Here is a 22,067-nt window from a genome sequence, read left to right on the forward strand (position 1 = left end):
CAGCTAACCGCAGAAGGCCTTCCGGGCAACCCCCGGAAGGCCTTCTCACTTGGCCCATCGGGCGTCACGCGAACGCTGCTGTCCGATCAGCGTGACAAAGCCTTTCCGGCGGAGACTCTGCAGTCCTCGCTTGACGATGTCCACGCTCAATCCGGTTGCGACCTCGATGTCGGCTCGTGGAAGCGGCCCATCGTCGAGGGCTCTCCAGATCCGGCGCTCGTTGGAAGTCAATCTGCCTGTCGTGCCGGGCTGGCCTTCCTCCAAGGTCGGTGTTCCGGGGGCGATGCGATAGGTGGTCGAACCGCGGCTCCCGGCCTGTTCGACGACACCGGAATCGACGAGTTCCCGGAGTTCCCGTGTCGCGACACGGCTGTCCTGAACCCCGGTCGACGTCCGATAGCTCTTGTTCGTCAGTACTGCGCCCGTACGCATGAGCGCAAGCGCGGTCATCTGTGACCTGACGAGTGGCGGCAGGCCCAGCGAAGTCATCCAGTGCAGTGTCTTCTCGTCCAGCAGCGCATGGTTCGGGAACTCGACGGTGAACGTCGAGACGTCGTCCGTGAACCGCGGCGGCTCCATTCCGGCTGAACCCAGCGCCATCAACATCTGCGCGATACCGGTGCCCCGATTTTCACAGACCATGTGCCCGTCGCTGAACGGAGTGTCCTCAAGGATCTTCAACAGGGTCCGATTGCGTGACGACGTCACCGACCGGGTTCCCAGCGAGCCGACCTCGACCGGTCCGAACAACCCGCCGGCATTCCGGATCGACAGCCGATCCGGATACATCTCCACCTGTACCTGCATGCCTCGTGCGAAGCTGGAGTGGTCACGGTGCACCAGAGCGTTGACGAGGGCTTCCCGAATCACTTCCTCCGGGTACTCCCACTCGTCCACGCGATAGATGCCGGAGACGATGCTGCGCCGTCTCATGTTCCGTTTGAGGATGTCGATGCATTCCGCGATCATCGCGGGGATGGATCCGTCAACCGACCGGTTGTCCAGGAACCGTTCACCGAATTTTCCTGAAGTACCCGGCTCACCCGTCGGATAGACGACGACGGTGACATTCAACTGCGGTTCGAAGGACTGTGGATATATTCCGAAAACCAGTAAACCCGCCAGCGTCGGTACCACCCGATCACCGTCCCTTGTCAGGACGTTGAGCATGAGCAGCGCCTGCTGATCGTCCACTCTGCCGAAGACCGGGCCCTTGGTCGCCCGGATGCGCCGGAGGAAGCCGGCGACGACCTCCGGGTCGAGGTCGTCGACGGTGGCAGCCGAAACCGGTTTCACGTCGTGGTGCTGAACTGTTCGGTTGGCCAGCAGTATCGAGACCTCGTAGTCGGTCAGTCTGCGGTCGCCGTCCGCGACTCTGATACGTGAACCCGCCCAGGGCCCCAGCACCCGCTTGTGACAAGGACGCTGATCACGGGGCAGAGGCGGAACGAACCCGACGACGACGTTCTTGTCGGCGAAACGCACCGTTCGGATATCCGCCCGGACCGGCGGCTCCATATCGGCACAGACCGCACCGACCTGCGCCTCCATCGCCGCCGCATCGTCGACTCCGACAACGGTGAATCCGCTTTTCTCGTCGACGCCCAGGATCAGATGACCTCCCGCGCTGTTGGCGAATGCACTGATCGATTCCCACAGGCTGACAGGCATCCCGCCCTTAGCCCGTTTGACCTCACAGGTGAAGTGATCAGCACCTTGCAAGCGCAAGGATGCGAGAAGGTCGGCAAATTCCTGGTTCTCCAACGCGTCCACCCACTCGATTGCACCACAGATCGCACCACAGAAGCACCAGACTGCACCACAGATTGCGACATACGCACCACAGAATGCACCCTCAGTGTCCGCATGAGACTAGTTGTCCCATGTCGCATCACTTCGGACTGCTGGTGCGACATGCCTCGTCGAGGGTGCGCTCCGCGGCGGTCAGCCAGGTGCGGTACCAGTCGGTGAAGGTCATGCGGGTGCCATCGGGATTCTGCAACGGGTGGAAGCCGTCGCCCTCCGCCATGTAGTCGGCCCACATCTGGCCCCGCGAAGGGCCCGTCGTCACCAAGGCCTCCCGCAGCGCGCAACCCAGGTGGGAGAGGTAGAGCAGGCCGTGCGAGTGTGCCGGATCGTAGACGGCGTCCTCGTATCGCTCCCACCACTCGTCGTCGGCGGCGCCGCCCTCCGGCCGGGCGGGCAGTTCGTCAAAGGGGTTGAAAGCCCGGATGTGCGCGAACGGTCTGGTCAGAGGCCCGGAGTCACCGTCGGAGGCGCCACCGCCCGTCCAGTGCCAGCGGCCGGACTCACGACCAAGCGGGAACAGGCCGTACGCGGGGCCGGCTCCGCCACGTCCGGCCTGGAGCAGGAAAGCGCGGTAGTCGGCGGGGAGAGACAGGCCCAACTGTGTTTCCACCTCGGCCAGCTCGAAGATGGCCAGAGGCGGTTCCAATTTCCACCGATGCCCGGTCGCGCCAAAAATGGCGGCCGCGCCGGGACGGGCGGCCAGGGCGGCGAGTCGGGGCCGGACATCCGGCCAGAGCAGCGGGGGTAGCGAGTCGCCAGGCGGCGCGGGTGCCGGAATCGTCACTTCGAAGAGCGCGTCACTCACGGCCGGCACATTAGCAACGACCTCCGCCGCCATCGCTTGATCGCCGTTGGCCTTTCACCTTCGCTCGGATGTGGCCTGCCAAGGTGCGGCACCAGCGGTGAACGTCAATGGTGACAGTTCCGGATGCCCCGAGGCCCGCCTTCCCGGGAGAGCAGGATGGCGGGCCGGGAACGGGTTGGTCAGCTGGTTTCGCCGGCCAGGCTGAAGGAGCCGAGGCGGTTGATGGCCACGATCGTGCCGACGATGACGAAGACGGCGGACATCACCAGGGCCGTGGTCAGGCCTACCGAGGACTCGATGATCGCGGTGGGGGACAGTTTGTCGGCGATGGTTGCGACGTACTGGCCTACCGACAGGATCTTGGTGCCGCTGACGAAGTTTCCGAGCAGGCCCTCCCAGACCAGGATGTAGACCAGGCCGAGCAGGACCGGGCGGCGGCTGAGCAGGCTGAACAGCAGGAACAAGGCGGAGTACGCCAGGGCGCCGACCACCGCGGCGACGGCCAGAGCGCCGCCCAGTTTCGCCGAGCCGGCCATGAGGCCGGTGAGGAACAGCGGGACGGCCGAGACGACCGCGGTCACCGTGGCGGCCACCGCGTACTTCGCCAGGATGATGTCGCGGCGGGGCAGCGGCTTGGTGAGGATGTGGACGATCGTGCCGTCGTCGATCTCGGAACCGAGGACGCCGGTGCCGACGATGAGGGCGACGACCGGCAGGACCACGGCCAGGCCGAGGCCGACGATCACGGCGCGGCCCCACATGTCGGGTGACACGCCGTACGCCCGGCAGATGGCCGCCAGGCCGACCAGCAGCAGTGGCAGGGGCAGGAGCAGCAGGGCCCGGCGGCGGCCGAAGAGTCCGCGCGCGGTGATGAAAGCGACGGTGGACATCAGCCCTCCAGCAGGTAGGAGAAGACGCTCTCCAGGGACTCGTCGGACGGCACCACCTGGCGCAGCCGGATGCCCTGGTCGAGCGCGATGCGGGGCAGCACGCGGGTGAAGCTGCCGTAGTCGGAGGCCCGCACGGCCAGCCCGCCGTCCTCGATCTCGATGCCGGCGACCGATTTCTCGGCGATCAGCGAGACGGCCAGCCGGCGGTCGTCGGAGCTGCGCACGGCGAAGACGTGCGGCCGGGTGGTCATCAGGCGGCGGATCTTGCGGTAATCGCCGGAGGCGGCGAGGCGGCCCGCCACGATCACCTGGACCAGGCCGGCGACCTGCTCGACCTCTTCCAGGATGTGCGAGCTGAACAGGATGGTGTGCCCGTTGTCGCCGAGGCCGTGCAGCAGTTCCATCATGTGCATGCGCTGGCGCGGGTCCATGCCGTTGAACGGCTCGTCGAGCAGCAGCACCCGCGGCTCGTGGACTAGGGCGGCGGCGACCCGGGTGCGCTGGCGCATGCCCTTGGAGAAGGTCTCGATCCGGCGGTCGGCGGCGCCGGTCATCTCGACCAGTTCGAGAGCGCGGCGGGCGGCGGCGGCCGGGTCGGGCAGTTTCTGCATCTTGGCGCAGGCGGTGACGAACTGGCCGGCGGTCAGGTAGCCGTGCACCGACTCCCGCTCGGTGACCAGCCCGAGGTCGCGGTAGACGGCCGGGTTGCGCCAGGTGGGTTTGCCGTCGATGGTGACGGTGCCCTTGGAGGGTGCGAGGAAGCCGGCCATCATGTGCAGAACGGTGGTCTTGCCGGCGCCGTTCGGGCCGAGCAGGCCGGTCACGCCGGGGTTCAGCGACATGCTGATGTCGTTGACGGCGACCACGTTGCCGTACCACCGGGAGACGGTGGACAGCTCGACCACGCCGGTGGTGGTCGCGGTCTCGGCCGGGAGGGTCTGGGTGGTCACAGCGAGGCCACCTTCCGGTAGCGGGCCAGCAGGAGCAGGAGGCTTACCGCGATCAGGCAGACCGCCTCGATGCCGTAGATCGGGCCGAACCGGCCCTGGTCGAGGTCGAATCCGCTGGTGCCGCCGCTGAGCCAGAACCCGACCCCACCGATCAGGGTCATCGGGCTGGCCAGGCCGGCCAGGCTGTTCACGGTGGTCGACGGCAGCGTGGAGAGCACGGCGACGATCGGGGCGGACATCAGGAAGATCGCGACGATGCCGCCGGCCGCGAACGCCTGCTTGCCGGTGAAGGAGGCGACGAGCAGGCCGATCCCGGCGAACATGACCGCCCAGAGCAGGCTGTAGCCCCAGCCGGGGATCAGGTCGCCGAGCTCGGAGAACACGCCCTTGGCACCGTCCTTGGTGGTGAACGCGGCGCCGAGGAACATGATGAACTGCGGGACGCCGAGCAGCAGCCAGATCGCGGTGGCCATGGCGGCGAACTTGGCGATCACGTAGTCGGCGGCGCGCAGCGGCCGGCTGAAGTACAGCGGCAGGGTCCCGGCCCGCAGGTCACGGGAGACCAGCTGGGGCGCGACGATCGCCACGAAGAAGATGATCAGGAAGCTCATCTGGTCGGCGAACCCGGCGTAGGTGAAGATCGCCTGGCCGATCTGCGACCGGACGGCGGCCGCGATCACCGCGGTCAGCAGCATGATGCCGAAGACCAGCCACGGGAAGATCTTGGCCTTGGCGGAGCGGCCCAGCCCGAACGCCGAACGCAGGCCGTGCACATAGAGCGAGAACTGGAGGGCGAAGCGGCCCAGGCGAGGCCCGGAGTACCGCTGGTACCCGATGTCATGAATGACGCCGGCCTCAGACATCGGCCGTCTCCTTCGCGGTGAAGAGCTCGGCGACGCGGTGCCGACGCTGGTCCAGGCGGTGCAGGTTGAGGTCGAGGTCGGTGACGGCGGTGAGGATCCGGTCGTACGCCGTCTCGGACTCCATGGCGACGAGCAGCAACCGGCCGTCCCGGGTGACCGGCAGGCCCATGGCGGTGAGGGCGGTGAACAGCTCGTCGGTGCCTTCGGCGACCTCGACCGCGAGCACGTCGGACGCCTCTGTCATCGAGGAGATCCGGTCGGCGCGCAGCAGACGGCCACCCTCGATGGCGATCAGCGAGTCACAGATCCGCTCGACCTCGCCGAGCAGGTGCGAACAGACCACCACGGAGATGCCGAACTCGGTGCCGATCCGCTGGATCAGGGCGAGCATGGCGTCGCGGCCAGCCGGGTCGAGGCCGTTGGTGGGTTCGTCGAGCAGCAGCAAGTCGGGGTCGTGCACCAGCGCCTGGGCCAGTTTGACCCGCTGTTTCATGCCGGTGGAGTAGCCGCCGATCTGCCGGTAACGCTCCTCGTAGAGGCCGACGTGCCGCAGCGCCTCGGAGGCGCGCTCGCGGGCCGCGGTCTTCGGCAGGCCGCTCATCCGGCCCAGGTGGGTGACGAACTCGGCAGCCGAGACGTCGGGCGGGAGGCAGTCGTTCTCCGGCATGTAGCCGACCCGGGCCCGCACTTTGTCCGTGTCGACCACCGGGTCGAGGTCGAAGACCCGGACGGTGCCGCCGCTGGGCGGCACCAGCCCGAGCATGATTTTGATGAAGGTGCTCTTACCTGCGCCGTTGGCACCGACGAGGCCGATGACACCGGCGTCGACGGCGACGGTCAGGTCCGCGAGGGCGGTCACCCCGCCGCCATACGTCTTGGTCAACCCGTCCGTAGCGATGATGGTCACGGGCACAGCCTATGGAGGCGATGCGACTCGATGGATCCGGAAATCCCCTGAGGTGTCCTCAGGGTCTCTCAGCAGCCTCTCAGGAAAGCGAGAGGCCGCGACGGAAGGAACAAGATCAGCCGAGCGAGACCTGGAAGACCGGCAGCCGTCCCAGCCGGCGGTACTCGCGCAGGGCGTCCGGCGTGCTGTCCACCCGGGAGTCCTGCCGCTTGTGATTGGCCGGCGTCTCGAAGTGCACCATCGCCTTGATCCCCGGGTAGTCGGCGATCTGCTCACCCACCTCACGATAGAACTCGGCCATGTGATCGGGGTTGCGCTTGGAGAACCAGACTCCCCATTCCGCGATCATCAGCGGTTTGGACGGATGCCGCCGGCTCACCCAGTTGTAGAACCCGGGCCAGCCGGGCTTGCTCGCCGACCGCCGGTTGAGCAGCTCGGCGAAGTCGCCGTGGCCGTACCCGGGGTCGCTGTACGAGTAGGTGTCGAATCCGATCCAGTCGACCACGTCGTCACCGGGGTACATGTGCTGGAACCAGCTCCGGGTGGTGTGCGGCACGTAAGCCATGTGAACCAGAACGGTCACCACGTTCGTCGCGCCCTTGGCCCGCAGCCGTTTCACCACGTGCCGGAACATGGCCGCGTAGTCGCGCGCCGTGTAACCGGAGCCGGGCCGCTCACGGACCTGGTCCTCGGCCTCGTGGTGCACGGCGAAGAAGAACCGTTCCCGGAAGTTCTCCTTCAGGTGTACGGCGAGCCGGTCCAGGAATTCGTCGGTACGCCGGTCGCCGCGCGCGATCTTCGCCCAGGTGGCGGTCTCGGGTTTCCAGTTGAGCAGCAGGATGCGTTTGCGGCCGGGTTCCCGCGCGATGGCGATCTCCTGCTCGGTGGGGAACATCTGCCGGATGCCACGGTGGTAGCCGTGGAAGATCGCCTGGGGCCGGCCGGTCTTACGCTCGAACTCGGCGAGCGCGCGCTGGCCGCGCCGTTCGGTGCGCGCGCCGGGTGCGACGCCCCACAGGATGCCGCAGGTCGGCACGAGTCTCGAACCGACCTGGCAGTCGTCCGGATCACGGGTGGCGGACTCCGTGGGCCCGCGCAGCAGCCGGTCGGTGCCCTCGCCGGTCGCCGCGGGCAGCGGCCGGTAGGTGGCCCGGGAGCGGGTGACCGTGGTGGTGGGCAGCACGAACGGGCTGGGCGAGACGGCGGAGGCGGTGGGCGACGGGGTGGGGACGGGTGTGGGCGAGAGGGAGACGGTCGGTGAAGCGACGACGGGGACGGGCGACTCGACCGGGATGTCGAGGACGTCCGCGCTTTCGGTCCGCGCCCAGGCCAGCGTGGCGGTGACGGACATGGCGAACGCCGTGGTCAGTGCAGCGACGTGCAGTAGTCGGGAACGGGTCTGATTCACAAAGGCCGAGTATCAAAGGATCATATCGACTTGTCCAGTATCCGGCTATTTTCTACCAGAATTGACGGTATGCAAGTTTCATCCTGAACGGGGAAAGATCGGAAATGGACCGTGAGCCCGACTCGACCGCCTCGATCCGGCCTGGGAAACTGTCCCCCAAATACGTGCAGGGGGATTCGAAGTGAATGGTTCGGTACTGCCCGAGGACGTGCTCCGGGACGCTCCCTCCTTCACCCCGCGTCCCTACGAGCTGGCAGACCTAGAGCTGCTGCTCTCCGGCGCCTACGCTCCGCTGACCGGATTCGTCGGTCGCGCCGACCTGGTCGCGCTCACCCGGACCGGCCGGCTCGCCGACGGCACACCCTGGCCGGTGCCGGTGACCTGCGAGGTTCCGGGGGAGATCGCGTCCGCACTGGACCCGGCTGACTCGGCGCGTCGCACCCTGGTGCTGACCGATCCGGAGGGCGCGCCGGTCGCCGCGGTCGAGGCCACCGACGTGTGGCAGACCGGGGAGAACCGGTTCGCCATCGGCGGCCCGGTGCGCCCGATGGGCGACGGCGGGCACGGCCCGTTCCAGCGCCTGCGCCGGACTCCGGAGGAGGTCAGGGCCCTGCTCCCACCGGGCCGGGTGCTCGGGGTGATCGCCGATCGGCCTCTGCACCGGCCACAGTTGGCGCAGATCGCCGGCGCCGCCCGTACCCTCGCGGCTCATCTCTTGATCTTGATCCCGGTCAGCGGACCGGGACCGGACGGGCTGCCTCCGGAGGCGCTGGTCCGGTCGATCTTCGCGGCCCGGGACCGGATGCCCCCGGCGACGGTGGTCGCGGTGCCGGTGCTCAACCGCGGTGACGAGATGCGGGACGCACTGCTGCGCGCGCGGGTGGCCCAGGCGTACGGGGTGACCCACGTGCTGTCCACCGGGGACTCGCTCTCCGGGGCCGGCCTGCGGGTGCTGCTGCCCCGCGAGCTGGCCTACGACAACCGGGACGGCCAGTGGCGCTGGCGCGACGACATCCCGCCGCGCAACCGCCGCCTGGCGATGACCCCGGGTGAGATCGACGACCTGCTGGACCGGGGTTTCCCGCTGCCCGAGTGGCACACCCCACCGGCGGTGGCCAAGGAGCTGTCCCGGGTCCGGCCGCCACGCCGGCACCGCGGGCTGGTGGTCTTCTTCACCGGCCTGTCCGGGTCCGGCAAGTCGACGATCGCCCGGAACCTGGCCGACGCGCTGCGGGAGAACGGCGACCGCACGGTCACCCTGCTCGACGGGGACGTGGTGCGCCGGGAGCTGACCGCGGGACTCGGCTTCAGCAAGGCCGACCGGGACCGCAACGTGCGCCGGATCGGCTGGGTGGCGGCCGAGGTGGCCCGGCACCGGGGGATGGCGGTGGCCTGCCCGATCGCGCCGTACGAGGCGGCCCGTGCGGCGGCCCGGCGGATGTCGGTGGAGGCCGGCGGCGGGTTCATCCTGGTGCACGTCGCCACGCCGCTGGAGGTGTGCGAGAGCCGGGACCGCAAGGGGCTGTACGCCCGGGCACGAGCCGGCCAGTTGCGCGGCATGACCGGCATCGACGACCCGTACGAGGTTCCGGCGAACCCGGAATTGACCATCGACACCACCACGATGACCGTTCCGGAGGCGGTCGACGTGGTCCTCAACTACCTGATGGAAAGCGGCTGGGTGGAGCCCAAGCTGACGTAGACCATCACTACGGCGGGAGTGGGGCGTTGGACCCTCTGGGGCGAAACGCCCATACCCTCACTCCATTCCCGGAAGGGTCGCCGAAGACTGATGGAATCGTCCCGCCCCTCGTCCGATCTCTCGCACTACCTCGGTGCGTTCCGCCGCCACTGGTGGATCGCCCTGGTGGCCACGGGTGCCGGCCTGGGCGGCGGCGTGGTCCTGACGCAGACCATGCCGAAGGTCTACGAATCGTCGGCCTCGGTGCTGGTGCAGCCGATGGACCAGGACTCCAACGCCGAGGGCGGCCGGACCAAGAGCGCGGTGAACCTGGACACCGAGGCTCAGCTGGTCGCCTCCGGCGCGGTCCTGGTGAAGGCCACCACCCTGCTGCGCAGCGATCTGTCGCCGATCGAGCTGGCCAAGTCGGTGTCGGTGCAGGTGCCGGCGAACACCACGGTTCTGGTGATCACCTTCAAGGCGGAGACGCCGGCGAAGGCGCAGGCCGGGTCGCACGCGTTCGCCGAGGCGTACCTGCGCAACCGGGAGGACACCGCGCGAGCGGTGCTGGACAAGCGGATCCGTTCGCTGAACCTCAAGGTCAAGCAGCTGACCACGGCGCTCACCGGGTTCAACGCGAAACTGGCCGGCGCGAAGAAGGGCAGTTCCACCGAGAGCAACCTGCAGAGCCTGCGCAACAACTCGCAGAACCAGCTCAACTCGTGGACCGGCAAACTCAACGAGCTGACCACCACCATGATCGGCGGCGGCAGCATCATCAGCGACTCCCGCCTGCCGGAGGAGCCGACCAGCCCGAACCCGTGGCTGAACATCGGCACCGGCGGCATGCTGGGGCTGCTGCTCGGTCTCGGGCTGGCGTACCTGCGGGAGCGTTTCGACCGGCGCCTGATCTCGGTCGGTGACGTCCGGGACCGGGGCCGGGTGCCGGTGCTGGCGGCTCTCGACGAGCGCAGCACCCCGCACTACGACGACGTTCTCCAGCCCTACGGGCCGGGCGGGCGCATCTTCAACCGGCTGCGCAACGAGGTGCTGGCCAGTCTGCAGGAGGACGACCGGATCATCGTGGTGACCGGCACCAGCCGCGGCTCGGCCAGCACGCTGGTGGCGGCGAACCTGGCGGCGGCTCTGGCCCGGACCGGCAGTGACGTGATCCTGATCGGGGCGCACCTGCCGGACAGTGTGGTGGACGCCGCGCCGCTGGCCCGGATGTTCGGGGTCGCCCCCACGCCGGGGCTCTCCGACCTGCTGGCCGGCCGGGTCAGCCTGGGCCGCACCCTGCAGCGCGCGCCGCGCATCCCGTCGCTGCGGGTGATCACCACCGGTGGGGCGGCCACCGCGGCCGGCCTGATGCAGTCGCAGCGTCTCAAGGACACCCTGCAACATCTGCACCGGCAGGGCGGCTACGTGATCATCGAGGCGCCGTCGACCACCTCCAGCGCGGACGCGCAGAGCCTGGCCAGCCTCGCCGACGCGGCCATCCTCGCGGTCGAACTGCGTCGCTCGCTGCGCCCGGCCCTGGTCGACGCCGCCGAACAGTTGCAGCGGGTCGGTACCCCGCTGCTCGGCGCGGTCGTGCTGCCCCGGCTGCCCACCCCGCAGCCGGGTGACATGACGACGACCCCGGCGGTGACCCTGCCGGCGGACTCCGATTCACCGACCCAGCAGCTCTCGTTCGCCGGGCGGCAGCGGGAACGGGACGACGAGGCCGCCGACCGGTCCGTCGCCGGTGCGGACGGCGACGAACAGTGACCCCGGTCGCGGCGCGACCGCTCGCCGGGACCACACCCCGTACCACCCGGAACCGCTCGTTGCCGGCTTGGCCGGTGGCCGGGATCCTGCTGCTCTATCCGCTGTGGTGGGCCGCCGGCCTGGGCGTGCTGATCTTCCCGCTGATGGCCGTGCCGATGCTGTTCCTGCTGGTCCGGCGACGGTCAGCGGGCCGGCAAATACTGCTGCCGCCGGGCTTCATCTGGTGGGTGATCTTCCTGGCCGCGGTGGTGCTGAGTATCGCCGCGCTGGGCACGGACCCGCCGGGGACGGTCGCCGAACGCGCCAGTGAGCGCCTGCTCGCGGTCGGTTACAAGCTGGCGATGTACGCCGCGCTGACCGTGCTGCTGATCTACGCGGGCAACCTGACCGAGGCGGAACTGTCCCGCCGTCGGCTGGTCCGCCTGCTGGCCGGCATGTTCGTGCTGACAGTGCTGGGCGGCCTGCTCGGCATGGTGGCCGGGAACTTCGAGTTCACCTCGCCGGTCGAATGGCTGCTGCCGGGACAGATCCGGAACAAGGGATTCGTCCGGTCGCTGGTTCACCCGTACGCCGCTCAGATCATGGACATCGTCGGCGGGGAGAAACCGCGACCGGCCGCGCCCTGGGGCTACACCAACACCTGGGGCAACAACTTCGGCCTGCTGCTGCCGTGGCTGATCGTGGCCGCCTGGTGGAGCCGCGGCGCCGGCCGGAAACTGCTGGCGATCGGATGCCTGGCGGTCTCGGTGGTGCCCGCGGTCGCGTCCCTGAACCGGGGCCTGTGGATCGGGGTCGGCCTGCTGCTGGGTTACGTGGCGATCCGTTACGTACTGGCCGGCCGGGTCTGGATCCTGATCCTGCTGCCGCTGCTCGGCGGCGCGCTGACGGTGGCGCTCACGCTCACCCCGCTCGGTACCACGGTGTCGGCCCGGATGGACAACGGCAAGTCCAACGGGGTCCGGTCGTTCCTGATCGAGAAGGCGCTGGACGGGTTCGCCGGGTCACCGGTGATCGGCTACGGCGGCACCCGCAACACCCTCGGCGGACGCAACTCGATCACCGTCGGGGAGAGTGCCGGCTGCGAGCGCTGCGGCAACTTCACCGTCGGCGGCAACGGCCAGCTCTGGCAGCTGCTCTACGCGCACGGCGCGGCCGGCACCGCGGGCTATCTCGGATTCTTCGCCTACGGGCTGTGGCGGTTCCGCCGCGACCGCAGCCCGATCGGGATCGCCGGCAGCGCCGCGCTCGTCTCGTCGTTCTCCGCGATGCTCTGGTACAACGCGCTGGTCACCCCCTTGGCCTTCATGGTTCTGGCATATGCGCTGCTCTGGCGCAATCAGATCGAGGGGGAACTCAAAACATGAGCCCGGTACGGACGGCACCCGCGGAACTGACCGCAGGGGACGCCGCGTTACGGACCCAGTACCTGACCGAGGTTCTCGGGCTCCTCTACCCCGAGCCGTGCCACACCGACGGCACCGACGGCCCGCTGCTCGCGGAGTACCTGGTCGTCCCGAACGCCCGCCGGCCCCGCCTGCTGGTCCCGTCGGTCTCCCCCGCGGTCGCCGCGGCCGCGGTCCGCCGGTACGCCGAACCGCAGGGCCGGATGGCGCGCCTCAAACGGGACGCCGTGGTGGCGGCGGTGCACACCCGGACCGCCGGTCTGCTCTTCCGGGACCGGATCCGGGTGACCGGGCCGGCCTCCGCGGGCATCGACGGCTACCTGAGCGACGCGCTGCGCCGTGACCTGGCGGTGAGCATCCACATCGGCCCGGCCCGCGCCAACCGCAAACCGGTGCTGCAGCTGCTCACGCCGGGTGGTGACACGTTCGCCTTCGGCAAGCTGGGCACCGGTCCGCTGACCCGGTGGCTGGTCAAGGCGGAGACGGCGGCGCTCACCGCGCTGGCCGCCAGTCAGCTCACCAAACTGACCGTGCCGCGGGTGCTGCACGCCGGAGAGTGGCGCGGCATGCGGGTGCTGGTCCAGTCGGCGCTGCCGGTCTGGCTGCCGCGGGCCACCCTCACCCCACGGCGGCTCACCGCGGCGATGCTCGACGTGGCCGGCTGCTGCGGTTACACCGTCGGGCCGCTGACCGGCAGCGGGTACTGGCAGGAACTCCGGTCCCGGCTGGCGGCGGTCGCCGACCGGCCAGAGGGTTCCGGGCTGGCCGCCGCGGTCGACGTGCTGGGCGCGCACAGCGGCGGGACGGCCCTGCGGTACGGGGCGTGGCACGGCGACTGGGCCCCGTGGAACATGGCGAACCTGAACGACGCGCTACTCGTCTGGGATTGGGAACGGTTCGCCACCGGAGTGCCGCTCGGTTTCGACGCCATCCACCACGAGCTGCAGAAACGTATCCAGTCCACCGGCGACGCCCGGGCCGCGGTCGAGGCGACCGTGCAGCGGGCCGACGAGTTGCTGGCCCCGTTCGGGGTGGCGCCGGTGGCCCGCGAGATCACCGCCCTGCTCTACCTGGTCGACCTCGCCGTCCGTTACCTGACCGACCGCCAGGCCGAGGCCGGAGCCCGTCTCGGTGTCCTCGGGACCTGGCTGCTGCCGGTGCTGATCCGGCGCGTGGAGGAGCTCTGATGGGCCTACGAGTACGCGATCTGCCGGCCCCGGTGAAACGGGTCGTGCACATGGGCTCCCGTGGTTACGGGCGGCTCACGTCGGAGAGCCGGATGCTGCCGTCCTTCCTGATCTGCGGTGGGCAGCGGTGCGGCACCACGTCGCTGTACCGTGCGCTGGCCGCGCATCCGGTGGTGCTCAAGGCGGTGCTGCACAAAGGTGTGCACTATTTCGACACGTCGTATCAGCGGGGGCCCGAGTGGTATCGCGGGCACTTCCCGAGGGTCCGTAGCGCGGAGCGGATCGCCGACAAGTACGGGATGCTGGCGCAGACCTTCGAGTCCAGCCCCTACTACATGTATCACCCGCAGGCGGCGGCCCGGATCGCCCAGGATCTGCCGTCCGCCAAGATCGTGGTCCTGGTTCGTGACCCGGTGGAACGCGCCTACTCGCAGCATCATCACGAGGTGGCCCGCGCCTACGAGCCGGAACGTGACTTCGGGGCCGCGCTCGCCCTGGAACCGGCTCGGGTGCACCGGCAGGAGGTCCGGCTCGCCCTGGACCCCCGGCACTACAGCTTCGCCCACCAGCATCACGCCTACCGGGCCCGCGGCGAGTACGCCCGCTACCTGAGCGTGATGGCCCAGCACGTCGGCCGGGAACGCATCCACGTGGTGGAGAGTGAGCGGTTCTTCAGCGATCCGGAGCCGGTGTACGACGAGGTCTGCGCGTTCCTCGGGCTGCCGGCCGGGCTGGACCGGCCGGTGTTCGAGAAGCACAACGCCCGCCCCCGGGAGTCCGACATGGATCCGGGGCTGCGGCGCGACCTGAGCGAGTACTACCGGTCGCACGACGAGGCCCTCGGCACCTGGCTGGGACACACCCCCGTGTGGCGCCGCGGGTGACGGCCGCCACCACGGTCGAGGCGACCACCGGGGTGGCCCGGGGCGGATTGGCGAACATGGCCGGTTCGGCGCTGGCCGGCGGCACCGGGGTCGTCGTCACCTGGATCGTGGCGCGGGTCCTCGGACCGCAGGAGGCGGGTGCCTTCTTCGCCGCGACGGCCGCGTTCGTGCTGGCCGGGGGCCTGGCCAAACTCGGCACCAACACCGGTCTGGTCTACTGGCCGGCCCGGCTGCGGGCCACCGGACAGGACCGGCTGCTGGGCGCCTGCCTGCGGGCCGGCATCCCACCGGTGGCCGTCTGCTCGCTGGCGCTGGCCGCGGTGATGTGGCTGGCCGCGCCCTGGCTGGCCCGGCTGACCGCGGGCGAGGCCCCGCACGTGGTGGCGCAGCACACCGCCGGGCTGCGGGTGCTCGCCGTGTTCGTCCCGTTGCAGGCGCTCACCGACGTGCTGCTCACGGTGACCCGCGGGTACCGGAGCATGCGCCCGACCGTGCTCCTGGACCGGGTGCTGCGCAGCGGGCTGCAACTGCTCGCGGTCAGCGCGGCCGGGGTGTCAGCACTGTGGGCGGCCACCTCGCTGCCGGTGTTCGCGCTGGCGTGGGCCGCGCCCTACCTGCCGGTGGCGATCCTGGCCGGATTCGCGGCTCGACGTGCGTACGCCGCCGGGTCTGCTCGTGGCGAACGGACCACCCGGGCCGAACGACGCCGCCTGCGCCGGGATTTCTGGGTCTTCACCGCCCCGCGGGCCGTCGCGGCGGTCGCCCAGCTCGCCCTGCAACGGGTGGACGTGCTGCTGGTGGCGGCACTCGGCGGGCTGATCCCGGCCGCCGTCTACGCGGTGGCCGGGCGGTTCGTGGTGCTGATCCAGTTCGCCAACCAGGGACTGTCCCAGTCGGTGCAGCCGCGACTCGCCGAGGCGCTGAGCACCGGCGACCACGACGCGGCCCGCCGGCTCTACCAGGTCGCGACCGGCTGGCTGGTACTCGTCACCTGGCCGATCTGTCTGCTGGTGATCGCGTTCGCGCCGTGGTACCTGCGGCTGTTCGGCGCCGAGTACGCGGCCGGGGTTCCGGTGGTGCTGGTGCTGGCCGGCGCGATGCTGGTGGCGACCGGCTGCGGCATGGTCGACATGGTGCTCGCGATGGCCGGGCGCACCTCGGCGAACCTCGGCAACGTGCTGATCGCGCTCGCCGTCACGGTCGGGCTGGACGTGCTGCTGATCCCCCGGTGGGGGGCGCTCGGCGCGGCGATCGGCCTGGCCGGGGCGATGGTGGTGAACAACCTGCTGCCGCTGGCCCAGGTCCACCACGGCACCGGCCTGCACCCGTTCGGGCCGGGCACCCTCTGCGCGGCTCTGCTGGCGGCCGGCTGTTTCGGAACCGTCGTCGTTTTCCCGGCGGCCCTGGTGGTCGCCGTCCCGGCCTACGCCACGGGGGCGTGGCTGTTACGTGGCCGGTTGATGCTCGGCGCTTTTAGGAGGAAGAGTTGACCAGCGATTACACCGAGGTGTTCCGTGACACCGAGGCGGTCGAGAAATACGAGACCGTGACGTACGCCCCGGACAGCTACGCGTCGCGGATCAACGACCGGCAACGGGACTATCTGCGGGCCCTGGTGCGCCGCGAATACACCGCGAACCCGCCGGTGCACCACGACTTCGCCTGCGGCACCGGCCGGGCGGTCCGGGCGCTGCACGGCCTGGTCCGGGAGGCACACGGGTACGACACGTCGGCCGAGATGATGGCGAAGGCCGCCGCCGTGGGGTCCCGGGCGTACTGGCACACCGTCGCCGGGAACGGTCCGGTGCCGCAACCGGTGGCGGCCGGGTTCCCGGCGATCGTCACCATCTTCCGGCTGCTGCTCAACGTCGACGAGAGCATCCGTGACCGGGCCATGGCGTTCGCCGCCAAAGTGCTTCCGCACCGCGGATCCGGGCTGCTCGTCGTCGAGAACCACGGCAACGCCGGATCGGTACGCCACCTGCGGGCCCGCCGGCACGACGGGGAACGCTGGTTCGCCGAACTCGCCCACGCCGACGTCGAGGAACTGATGGACCGGCACGGCTTCGAGATCGTCGAGCGGCGCGGGTTCTCCATGCTCACCCCGTCGATGCACGGCAACCGGGTGGCCCGGCTCGCCGACGCGGCCACCCGGCGGCTGCCCGGCAGTGACGCGTACGCGGTGAACGTCCTCTACACGGCTCGGCGGGTCCATGCGTAAGGGACTACTCGCCTCGGTACTCGTACTGCTGCTGCTCGGAGGTTGTTTCTCGGACCCGCCGGACCAGCCCGCGCCGCAACCCTCACCGGACCTGACCGCGCCGCCGCGGGCCGTCGCGATCAACCCCGGGCCGTTCCAGGCCGGGCCGTTCGCCCCGCCGAAACGCGGCGCCTACTTCGGGGCCTGGATCAAACCCGACCAGCTCACCCACGTCGGGCGGGTGGCTGCGGTCGGCACTCTGGAACAGCAGATGGGGCGGCGGCTCGACTTCATCAACACCTACCGGCGCTTCGAGCAGATGATGGGTACATCGTCCGACCAGGCGTTCCTCGACGACGACTCGTCGCTGATGATCAGTTGGGCGACCGGCGACAACCGGTCCATCCTGGCCGGTGAGCACGACGAACTGATCCGCAAGCAGGCCGTCGCGATCCGGGAGATCAAGAAGCCGGTGATGCTGCGGATGCGCTGGGAGATGGACCGGCCCAATCTGCGGGCCACGATGTGGTCCGGGGAGGACTACATCGCCGCGTGGCGGTACGTCCGCAAGATCTTCCGCGACGAGGGGACCACGAACGTCTCCTGGGTGTGGTGCCCCACCGCGGAGGGCTTCATCCGGGGCGACGCACCCGCCTTCTACCCCGGGGACGACCAGGTCGACTGGACCTGTGTGGACGTGTACGCCGGGTTCGAGTTCCAGCCGATCGGGCAGCTGATGGGGCCGTTCCTCCAGTGGGCCGCCCAACGTCCGAAACCGATCGTGATCGGCGAGTTCGGGGTGGCCAAGGCATGGGGGTCGGACGCGCGGGCCGACTGGATGAAGGACGCGATCCGCACCTTCAAGGCCAACAAGCAGATCAAGGCGGTGGCCTACTTCGAGTCCGATCCGGAGGGGAACGGGCCCAATCAGCAGTTCCAGCTCACCGGGGACAAACGGGCGTTCCGGGCGCTGTTACGGCTGGCCAAGGACCCGTACTTCAATCCCTGACGACTTCCAGGAATTCCAGGCGGTTGCCGTGGGCGTCCGCTGAGTAGAGCCGCCGGTGGCCCGGGAAGTGGGGATCCCACTCGGCCGGGTGGCCGGCGGCTTCCAGCGTCGCCGCGAGCGCGTCGAGGTCGCTGACCAGCACACCGGGATGCGACTTGCGGGCCGGAGTGAAGTCGGGCACCGGCGACAGGTGCACCTCCCAGCCGCCGGCCCGGAACCAGCAGCCACCCCGCGCGGCCAGCACCGGCGGCTTGATCACTTCGGTCATGCCGAGCACGCCACTGTAGAAGTCGCGGGCCGCGCGCTCACCGCCCGGCGGGATCAGTAGCTGGACGTGGTGCAGGTCTTCAATGCGAAATGACATGACTTCTTTTTACAGTACGTACGTACGGTTTTCTAGGCCGCCTGCCGAGCCCGCAAAAATGTCGTACGCCTGTTCCATAGTGATGGCTCGACCAGAGAGGCCCGACCAACCGGGGGTGCCACCGATGTCCCACCTCGACGACTTCTTCGACGAACAGAGCGAGATCATCGGCAAGTTCGGCTGGGCCGTGGTCCACGTGCTGCCGACCGACGACGACCCGGCCGACACTGTGCCGTTCGCCTACACCGTCGGCCTCACCGGCTACGGCTTTCCCGAGCTGACCATCGCCGGCCTGCCACCGGAGACCGGGCACGTGCTGCTCAACGAGGTTGCCGCCCGAGTCCGCGACGAGGGCCTGCTACTCGGCCACGGACAGCGGATCCGCGGCCTGATCGACGGGCGGGAGGTGCGGATCGTGGCCGGGGCGGCCGGCGAGACACTGTTCCCCGGCGCGGCCCTGATGCGGTACGGCGACGATCGCGTCAGCCTCCTGCAGATCGCCTGGCCCGACCCCGCCGACCGGTTCCCGTGGCAGTCCGGTTACGACACGACCGGCTATCCACAGCCCACGATCGGCTCGATCCAGCCCCGCGCGGGGCTGCGATGCACGGCGTTCCGCGGCATTCCGGGCGGCCCGGTCCGGCGCTCACAGCGCCACCGCTCGGCCCGCACCGGCCAGCCCGGCACTCGCCCTGCCTCTCCCCCGGGCGGCGATTGACCTCTTTTCCGGCACTCCCCCGTCCAGGGTTCGACCTCGTTCCAGCACTCCCTTGCCCGGGGTTCGACCTCGTTCCAGCACTCCCTGGGCGGCGAATGACATCGTGCCGGGTCGAGACCGAGAGTCCTCGCTCAGGAGCGGCTGCGTGGGGCCGAGACCAGGAGGCGGAGGGCGTATGGGGCGTCGTGTCGCAGGTAGCGGCCGGCCAGACGGCGGGGCTCGGCGCCGAGCCGGTGGGCCCATTCCAGGCCGGTGCGCTGCATCCAACGTGGCGCCCTCGCCACGTCGCCGGCGACGAAGTTGACCGCGGCGCCGCAGCCGACGAACCAGGTGTTCGGGAGTTCCGGGCGCAGGCGTTCGATCACGACTTCCTGTTTGGGGAAACCCAGGCCGACGAAGACCAGGTCCGGGCGGGCGGCGATGACCCGGTCACAGACCTCGGCGTAACCGGCTTCGTCCTCCTCGAAACCATAGGCGGGGCTCAGAGCTCCGGCGATGCGCAGCCCCGGGCTAGCCCGGGCGAGCCGGGCCGCCGCACGCGCCGCGCCGTCGTCCGGCACCCGAATGGCTCCGCCCTCCACCGCCGGGGCCGCCCTGCCATCCGCTGCCGGGGCCGCCTTGCCCTCCGCCGCCGGGGTGCCGCAGACGACACGGTGCTTATCGGCGACCGGGGATGTCTGGAGATCCTCCGGCATGGAGTCGTTCTTCGCGGCTGCGGCACGGGCCTTGGCGATCGTGGCATGGGCGCGGGCGGTGGCGGCGCGGCTTCTCACCGCCGTGGTGCGAATCCTGGCTGCCGGGTTGGCGGCGGCTTCCCGGGTTGTCCGGGTTGCTGAGGCCTCCCGGGTTGTCCGGGCGGCCGGGGATGAGACGGCGGCGGGAGCCGGGGTGGGGCACGGGGTGCCGCCGATGACGAAGATGCTTCGGGTGTCTCGGCCCAAGCCCGCGGCCAGGGACCAGATGAGGCTGCTTCCGGCTACGCGTTCCGGGAGGGGGGAACCGCCTAGGCGGCTGGCCCAGACCAGTGGCATGCCGTCGGCGACGATCAGGTCGGCGTCGTCGAGGTGACGGCGGACGTCCGGGTCGACCGAGACTCGGCGCAGGATGTCGACGTTGGGGGTGATGATCCGGCCGCCTCGGCCGCGGGCCAGCGACTCCCGGACGACGGCCACGACCTCGTCCTCGGTGATGCGGTCGATGCCCGTACCGTCGAGGTGCACACGGTCGAAAGCCTCGATAGCCACCTAGCGCCTCCTTTAGCCTGATTCACTCGTTACCTGAGCGAAACGAGTGAAGGCGGGCCAAAGTGGCAAAAGTGCTTTTTCTAGGTGGATTCGGACGAAGCGGAACCACTCTGGTCGAGCGCCTGCTCGGTGAACTGCCCGGGGTGTGCGCCCTCGGCGAGGTCGTCCACCTGTGGCAGCGCGACATCCGTGACGACGAGCGGTGTGGTTGCGGCGAGCGGTTCTCCGGCTGCGTGTTCTGGCAGCGCGTCGGTGACCTGGCCTTCAACGGCTGGGCGAACGTCGACGTGAACCGGGTGCACCAGCTGCGGGACGCGGTCGAACGGACCCGGCACATCCCGCGCCTGGCCTCGGCCGGTACCGCCCCGGACGAGGTGCGCGAATACGCCTCCTACTACTCCCGGGTCTACGCCGCGGCCGCCGAGGTGGCCGGCGCCCGGGTGGTGATCGACTCGTCGAAGCATTCGGCGCTGGCCCACGTACTCCGCTGGTCCGAAGATGTTGATCTTCGGGTGGTGCACGTGGTCCGGGACGCGCGCGGGGTGGCGTACTCCTGGACCAAGACCGTCTCCCGTCCGGAGACCGACGGCACGGACGAGATGACCCGGTACTCCCCGGGCCGCTCAGCACTGCTCTGGAACGCGCACAACGCCGCGTTCAGCCTGCTCGCTCGCCGGGGCGTGCCGGTGCAGCGGATCCGGTACGAGGAGTTCCTCGCCGATCCGCGGGCCGGGCTGCTGCGGCTGGCCGAGTTCGCCGGGCTTCCGCTGACCGATCCTGATCTGGACTTCCTACGGGCCGGGCACGCCGATCTGCGAGTGGGGCACAGCGCGGCCGGCAACCCGATGCGGTTCACCGTCGGGCGGCTGACGCTGCGGCACGACGACGCCTGGGTGCGAGCCTTCCCTCGGTCGCAGCGGCGGCTGGTCGGTGCGGTCTGCGGGCCACTGCTGCGGGCGTACGGCTATCCGATGTCCGTCGTCCCGAAAGCCTGAGGTGGCGTGATGAACTGGCCCTCCGTCGGCGTGGTGATCCCCACCCGGAACCGTCCCGAGCTGGTGCGCCGGGCGATCGACGCGGTCCGCGCGCAGCGCTATCCAGGCGAGTTGCGGGTGGTCGTGGTCTACGACCAGACCGAGCCGGACTATCTGCTGGCGTCGACCGAGGACGTGCCGGTGCTGGTGCTGACGAACTGGCGGGCCACCGGCCTGGCCGGCGCCCGGAACACCGGGCTGCTGACGCTGGACACCGAACTGGTGGCGTTCTGCGACGACGACGACCAGTGGCTGCCGGACAAGTTGCGCCGTCAGGTGGCGGCGCTGCTGGCCGAGCCGGAGGCCGAGTTCGCGACGTGTGCGATCGAGGTGGAGTACGAGGGCCGGACCACGGCCCGGCTGGCCGGCCGCAGCCGGGTGACGGTCGGCGATCTGGCCCGGTCCCGGATGTCGATGCTGCATTCGTCGTCGTTCCTGATCCGCCGGGAGGCTCTCGGCGCGGACGCGATCGGCCTGGTCGCCGAGGACGCGCCGGGCAGCCAGAACGAGGACTGGGATCTTCTCCTCAGGGCGGCCCGCCGCGCGCCGATCGTGCATGTGGACGAGCCACTGGTCCGGGTCTTGTGGGGGCGGACCTCCCATTACGCGTACGAGTACACCACCAAGATCCAGTCGCTGCGCTGGATGATGCGCCGGCACCCGGAGATCAGCGGCTGCCGGCCGGGTGCGGCCCGGGTCTACGGTCAGCTCGCGTGCTGGTCGGTGGCGTCCGGCAACCGAGGAGCGGCGTGGCACTACACCCGGCAGGCGGTTCGGGCGAACTGGCGGGAGCCGAGAGCCGCCATCGCCCTGGCCGCGATGTCCGGTGCGGTGAAGGTGGAGAACGTGCTGTCTGCCCTGCACAAGCGGGGCCGCGGTATCTGAACTCACCCTTTCGAACTCAGCCGATCAAGAGGTACTGTTCGAGTGTGTTCGAAATA

The 22,067-nt window shown here is 69.8% G+C and carries 20 protein-coding genes; 11 read left to right on the forward strand and 9 right to left on the reverse strand.

Going from position 1 to position 22,067, the window contains the following annotated elements; translation table 11 throughout:
• Nucleotides 1-45 precede the first annotated feature (45 nt).
• From BLU81_RS29545 to BLU81_RS29575, 7 genes are all read right to left on the reverse strand, one after another.
• Nucleotides 46-1,773, reverse strand: a complete 1,728-nt coding sequence (locus BLU81_RS29545; protein WP_157751842.1) for an ATP-binding protein — start codon at nucleotides 1,771-1,773, stop codon at nucleotides 46-48.
• A 118-nt stretch (nucleotides 1,774-1,891) separates the two neighbouring features.
• Nucleotides 1,892-2,614 (reverse strand): SMI1/KNR4 family protein, encoded by a 723-nt coding sequence (locus tag BLU81_RS29550; protein WP_231953574.1) that lies wholly within the window; start codon nucleotides 2,612-2,614, stop codon nucleotides 1,892-1,894.
• A gap of 179 nt (nucleotides 2,615-2,793) precedes the next feature.
• The gene (locus tag BLU81_RS29555; protein ID WP_092548470.1) at nucleotides 2,794-3,504 is read right to left on the reverse strand and encodes an ABC transporter permease; all 711 of its coding nucleotides are present in this window, start codon (nucleotides 3,502-3,504) and stop codon (nucleotides 2,794-2,796) included.
• On the reverse strand, nucleotides 3,504-4,454 hold the full coding sequence (locus BLU81_RS29560) for an ABC transporter ATP-binding protein (RefSeq protein ID WP_231953575.1): 951 nt from the start codon (nucleotides 4,452-4,454) through the stop codon (nucleotides 3,504-3,506). Before BLU81_RS29560 ends, BLU81_RS29555 begins: the two co-directional genes overlap by 1 nt.
• Nucleotides 4,451-5,317, reverse strand: coding sequence for an ABC transporter permease (locus BLU81_RS29565; protein WP_092548474.1), 867 nt, complete (start codon nucleotides 5,315-5,317; stop codon nucleotides 4,451-4,453). The genes BLU81_RS29560 and BLU81_RS29565 overlap by 4 nt, the downstream gene beginning before the upstream one ends.
• Nucleotides 5,310-6,224 carry an ABC transporter ATP-binding protein gene (locus BLU81_RS29570; protein WP_092548477.1) on the reverse strand — a complete coding sequence of 305 codons (915 nt, stop codon included), beginning with the start codon at nucleotides 6,222-6,224 and terminating at the stop codon, nucleotides 5,310-5,312. Before BLU81_RS29570 ends, BLU81_RS29565 begins: the two co-directional genes overlap by 8 nt.
• Before the next feature lie 115 nt (nucleotides 6,225-6,339).
• Entirely contained in the window at nucleotides 6,340-7,632 is a 1,293-nt protein-coding gene (locus BLU81_RS29575) for a glycoside hydrolase family 26 protein (protein WP_231953576.1), read from the reverse strand.
• 181 nt (nucleotides 7,633-7,813) lie between these two features.
• On the opposite strand from BLU81_RS29575, the gene cysC reads away from it, so the two are divergent.
• The 8 genes from cysC to BLU81_RS29615 all read left to right on the forward strand — a co-directional run bounded on the left by cysC (nucleotide 7,814) and on the right by BLU81_RS29615 (nucleotide 17,766).
• Entirely contained in the window at nucleotides 7,814-9,334 is a 1,521-nt protein-coding gene (gene cysC, locus BLU81_RS29580) for an adenylyl-sulfate kinase (RefSeq protein ID WP_092548479.1), read from the forward strand.
• 90 nt (nucleotides 9,335-9,424) lie between these two features.
• The gene (locus BLU81_RS29585; RefSeq protein WP_092548482.1) at nucleotides 9,425-11,083 is read left to right on the forward strand and encodes a Wzz/FepE/Etk N-terminal domain-containing protein; all 1,659 of its coding nucleotides are present in this window, start codon (nucleotides 9,425-9,427) and stop codon (nucleotides 11,081-11,083) included.
• Complete coding sequence (locus BLU81_RS29590) at nucleotides 11,080-12,447, forward strand: hypothetical protein (RefSeq protein ID WP_092548484.1); 1,368 nt, start codon at nucleotides 11,080-11,082, stop codon at nucleotides 12,445-12,447. Before BLU81_RS29585 ends, BLU81_RS29590 begins: the two co-directional genes overlap by 4 nt.
• The gene (locus BLU81_RS29595) at nucleotides 12,444-13,673 is read left to right on the forward strand and encodes a hypothetical protein (protein WP_092548487.1); all 1,230 of its coding nucleotides are present in this window, start codon (nucleotides 12,444-12,446) and stop codon (nucleotides 13,671-13,673) included. The genes BLU81_RS29590 and BLU81_RS29595 overlap by 4 nt, the downstream gene beginning before the upstream one ends.
• Nucleotides 13,673-14,557: a sulfotransferase family protein gene (locus BLU81_RS29600; protein WP_092548490.1), complete on the forward strand. Its 885-nt coding sequence runs from the start codon at nucleotides 13,673-13,675 to the stop codon at nucleotides 14,555-14,557. Before BLU81_RS29595 ends, BLU81_RS29600 begins: the two co-directional genes overlap by 1 nt.
• Complete coding sequence (locus tag BLU81_RS29605) at nucleotides 14,554-16,047, forward strand: lipopolysaccharide biosynthesis protein (RefSeq protein ID WP_231953577.1); 1,494 nt, start codon at nucleotides 14,554-14,556, stop codon at nucleotides 16,045-16,047. Before BLU81_RS29600 ends, BLU81_RS29605 begins: the two co-directional genes overlap by 4 nt.
• Nucleotides 16,044-16,778, forward strand: coding sequence for a class I SAM-dependent methyltransferase (locus BLU81_RS29610; RefSeq protein ID WP_092548493.1), 735 nt, complete (start codon nucleotides 16,044-16,046; stop codon nucleotides 16,776-16,778). Before BLU81_RS29605 ends, BLU81_RS29610 begins: the two co-directional genes overlap by 4 nt.
• Nucleotides 16,771-17,766: a glycosyl hydrolase gene (locus BLU81_RS29615; protein ID WP_092548496.1), complete on the forward strand. Its 996-nt coding sequence runs from the start codon at nucleotides 16,771-16,773 to the stop codon at nucleotides 17,764-17,766. Before BLU81_RS29610 ends, BLU81_RS29615 begins: the two co-directional genes overlap by 8 nt.
• Here BLU81_RS29615 and BLU81_RS29620 read toward each other — a convergent pair.
• Complete coding sequence (locus BLU81_RS29620; RefSeq protein WP_092548499.1) at nucleotides 17,756-18,130, reverse strand: VOC family protein; 375 nt, start codon at nucleotides 18,128-18,130, stop codon at nucleotides 17,756-17,758. The two genes, BLU81_RS29615 and BLU81_RS29620, sit on opposite strands and share 11 nt — an antisense overlap.
• 124 nt (nucleotides 18,131-18,254) lie before the next feature.
• On the opposite strand from BLU81_RS29620, the gene BLU81_RS29625 reads away from it, so the two are divergent.
• Nucleotides 18,255-18,848 carry a DUF4262 domain-containing protein gene (locus BLU81_RS29625; protein ID WP_092548502.1) on the forward strand — a complete coding sequence of 198 codons (594 nt, stop codon included), beginning with the start codon at nucleotides 18,255-18,257 and terminating at the stop codon, nucleotides 18,846-18,848.
• A 131-nt stretch (nucleotides 18,849-18,979) separates the two neighbouring features.
• Here the strand turns inward: BLU81_RS29625 and BLU81_RS51645 are convergent, their stop codons facing one another.
• Nucleotides 18,980-20,092: a WecB/TagA/CpsF family glycosyltransferase gene (locus BLU81_RS51645; RefSeq protein WP_269460922.1), complete on the reverse strand. Its 1,113-nt coding sequence runs from the start codon at nucleotides 20,090-20,092 to the stop codon at nucleotides 18,980-18,982.
• A gap of 62 nt (nucleotides 20,093-20,154) precedes the next feature.
• Here BLU81_RS51645 and BLU81_RS29640 point away from each other — a divergent pair, with 62 nt between their 5' ends.
• Both BLU81_RS29640 and BLU81_RS29645 read left to right on the forward strand, forming a co-directional pair.
• Entirely contained in the window at nucleotides 20,155-21,087 is a 933-nt protein-coding gene (locus tag BLU81_RS29640; RefSeq protein WP_092548505.1) for a sulfotransferase, read from the forward strand.
• Nucleotides 21,088-21,096: 9 nt separating this feature from the next.
• On the forward strand, nucleotides 21,097-22,011 hold the full coding sequence (locus BLU81_RS29645; RefSeq protein ID WP_092548508.1) for a glycosyltransferase family 2 protein: 915 nt from the start codon (nucleotides 21,097-21,099) through the stop codon (nucleotides 22,009-22,011).
• The last annotated feature ends 56 nt before the right edge of the window (nucleotides 22,012-22,067 follow it).

It is taken from the genome of Actinoplanes derwentensis (genome assembly GCF_900104725.1).
Taxonomy (GTDB): domain Bacteria; phylum Actinomycetota; class Actinomycetes; order Mycobacteriales; family Micromonosporaceae; genus Actinoplanes; species Actinoplanes derwentensis.

Coding starts and splice junctions, on each gene's coding strand:
- BLU81_RS29625 (WP_092548502.1), top strand. CDS start 18,255: ATGTCCCACCTCGACGACTTCTTCGACGAACAGAGCGAGATCATCGGC.
- BLU81_RS29585 (WP_092548482.1), top strand. CDS start 9,425: ATGGAATCGTCCCGCCCCTCGTCCGATCTCTCGCACTACCTCGGTGCG.
- BLU81_RS29620 (WP_092548499.1), bottom strand. CDS start 18,130: ATGTCATTTCGCATTGAAGACCTGCACCACGTCCAGCTACTGATCCCG.
- BLU81_RS29615 (WP_092548496.1), top strand. CDS start 16,771: ATGCGTAAGGGACTACTCGCCTCGGTACTCGTACTGCTGCTGCTCGGA.
- BLU81_RS29555 (WP_092548470.1), bottom strand. CDS start 3,504: ATGTCCACCGTCGCTTTCATCACCGCGCGCGGACTCTTCGGCCGCCGC.
- BLU81_RS29565 (WP_092548474.1), bottom strand. CDS start 5,317: ATGTCTGAGGCCGGCGTCATTCATGACATCGGGTACCAGCGGTACTCC.
- BLU81_RS29600 (WP_092548490.1), top strand. CDS start 13,673: ATGGGCCTACGAGTACGCGATCTGCCGGCCCCGGTGAAACGGGTCGTG.
- BLU81_RS29595 (WP_092548487.1), top strand. CDS start 12,444: ATGAGCCCGGTACGGACGGCACCCGCGGAACTGACCGCAGGGGACGCC.
- BLU81_RS29645 (WP_092548508.1), top strand. CDS start 21,097: ATGAACTGGCCCTCCGTCGGCGTGGTGATCCCCACCCGGAACCGTCCC.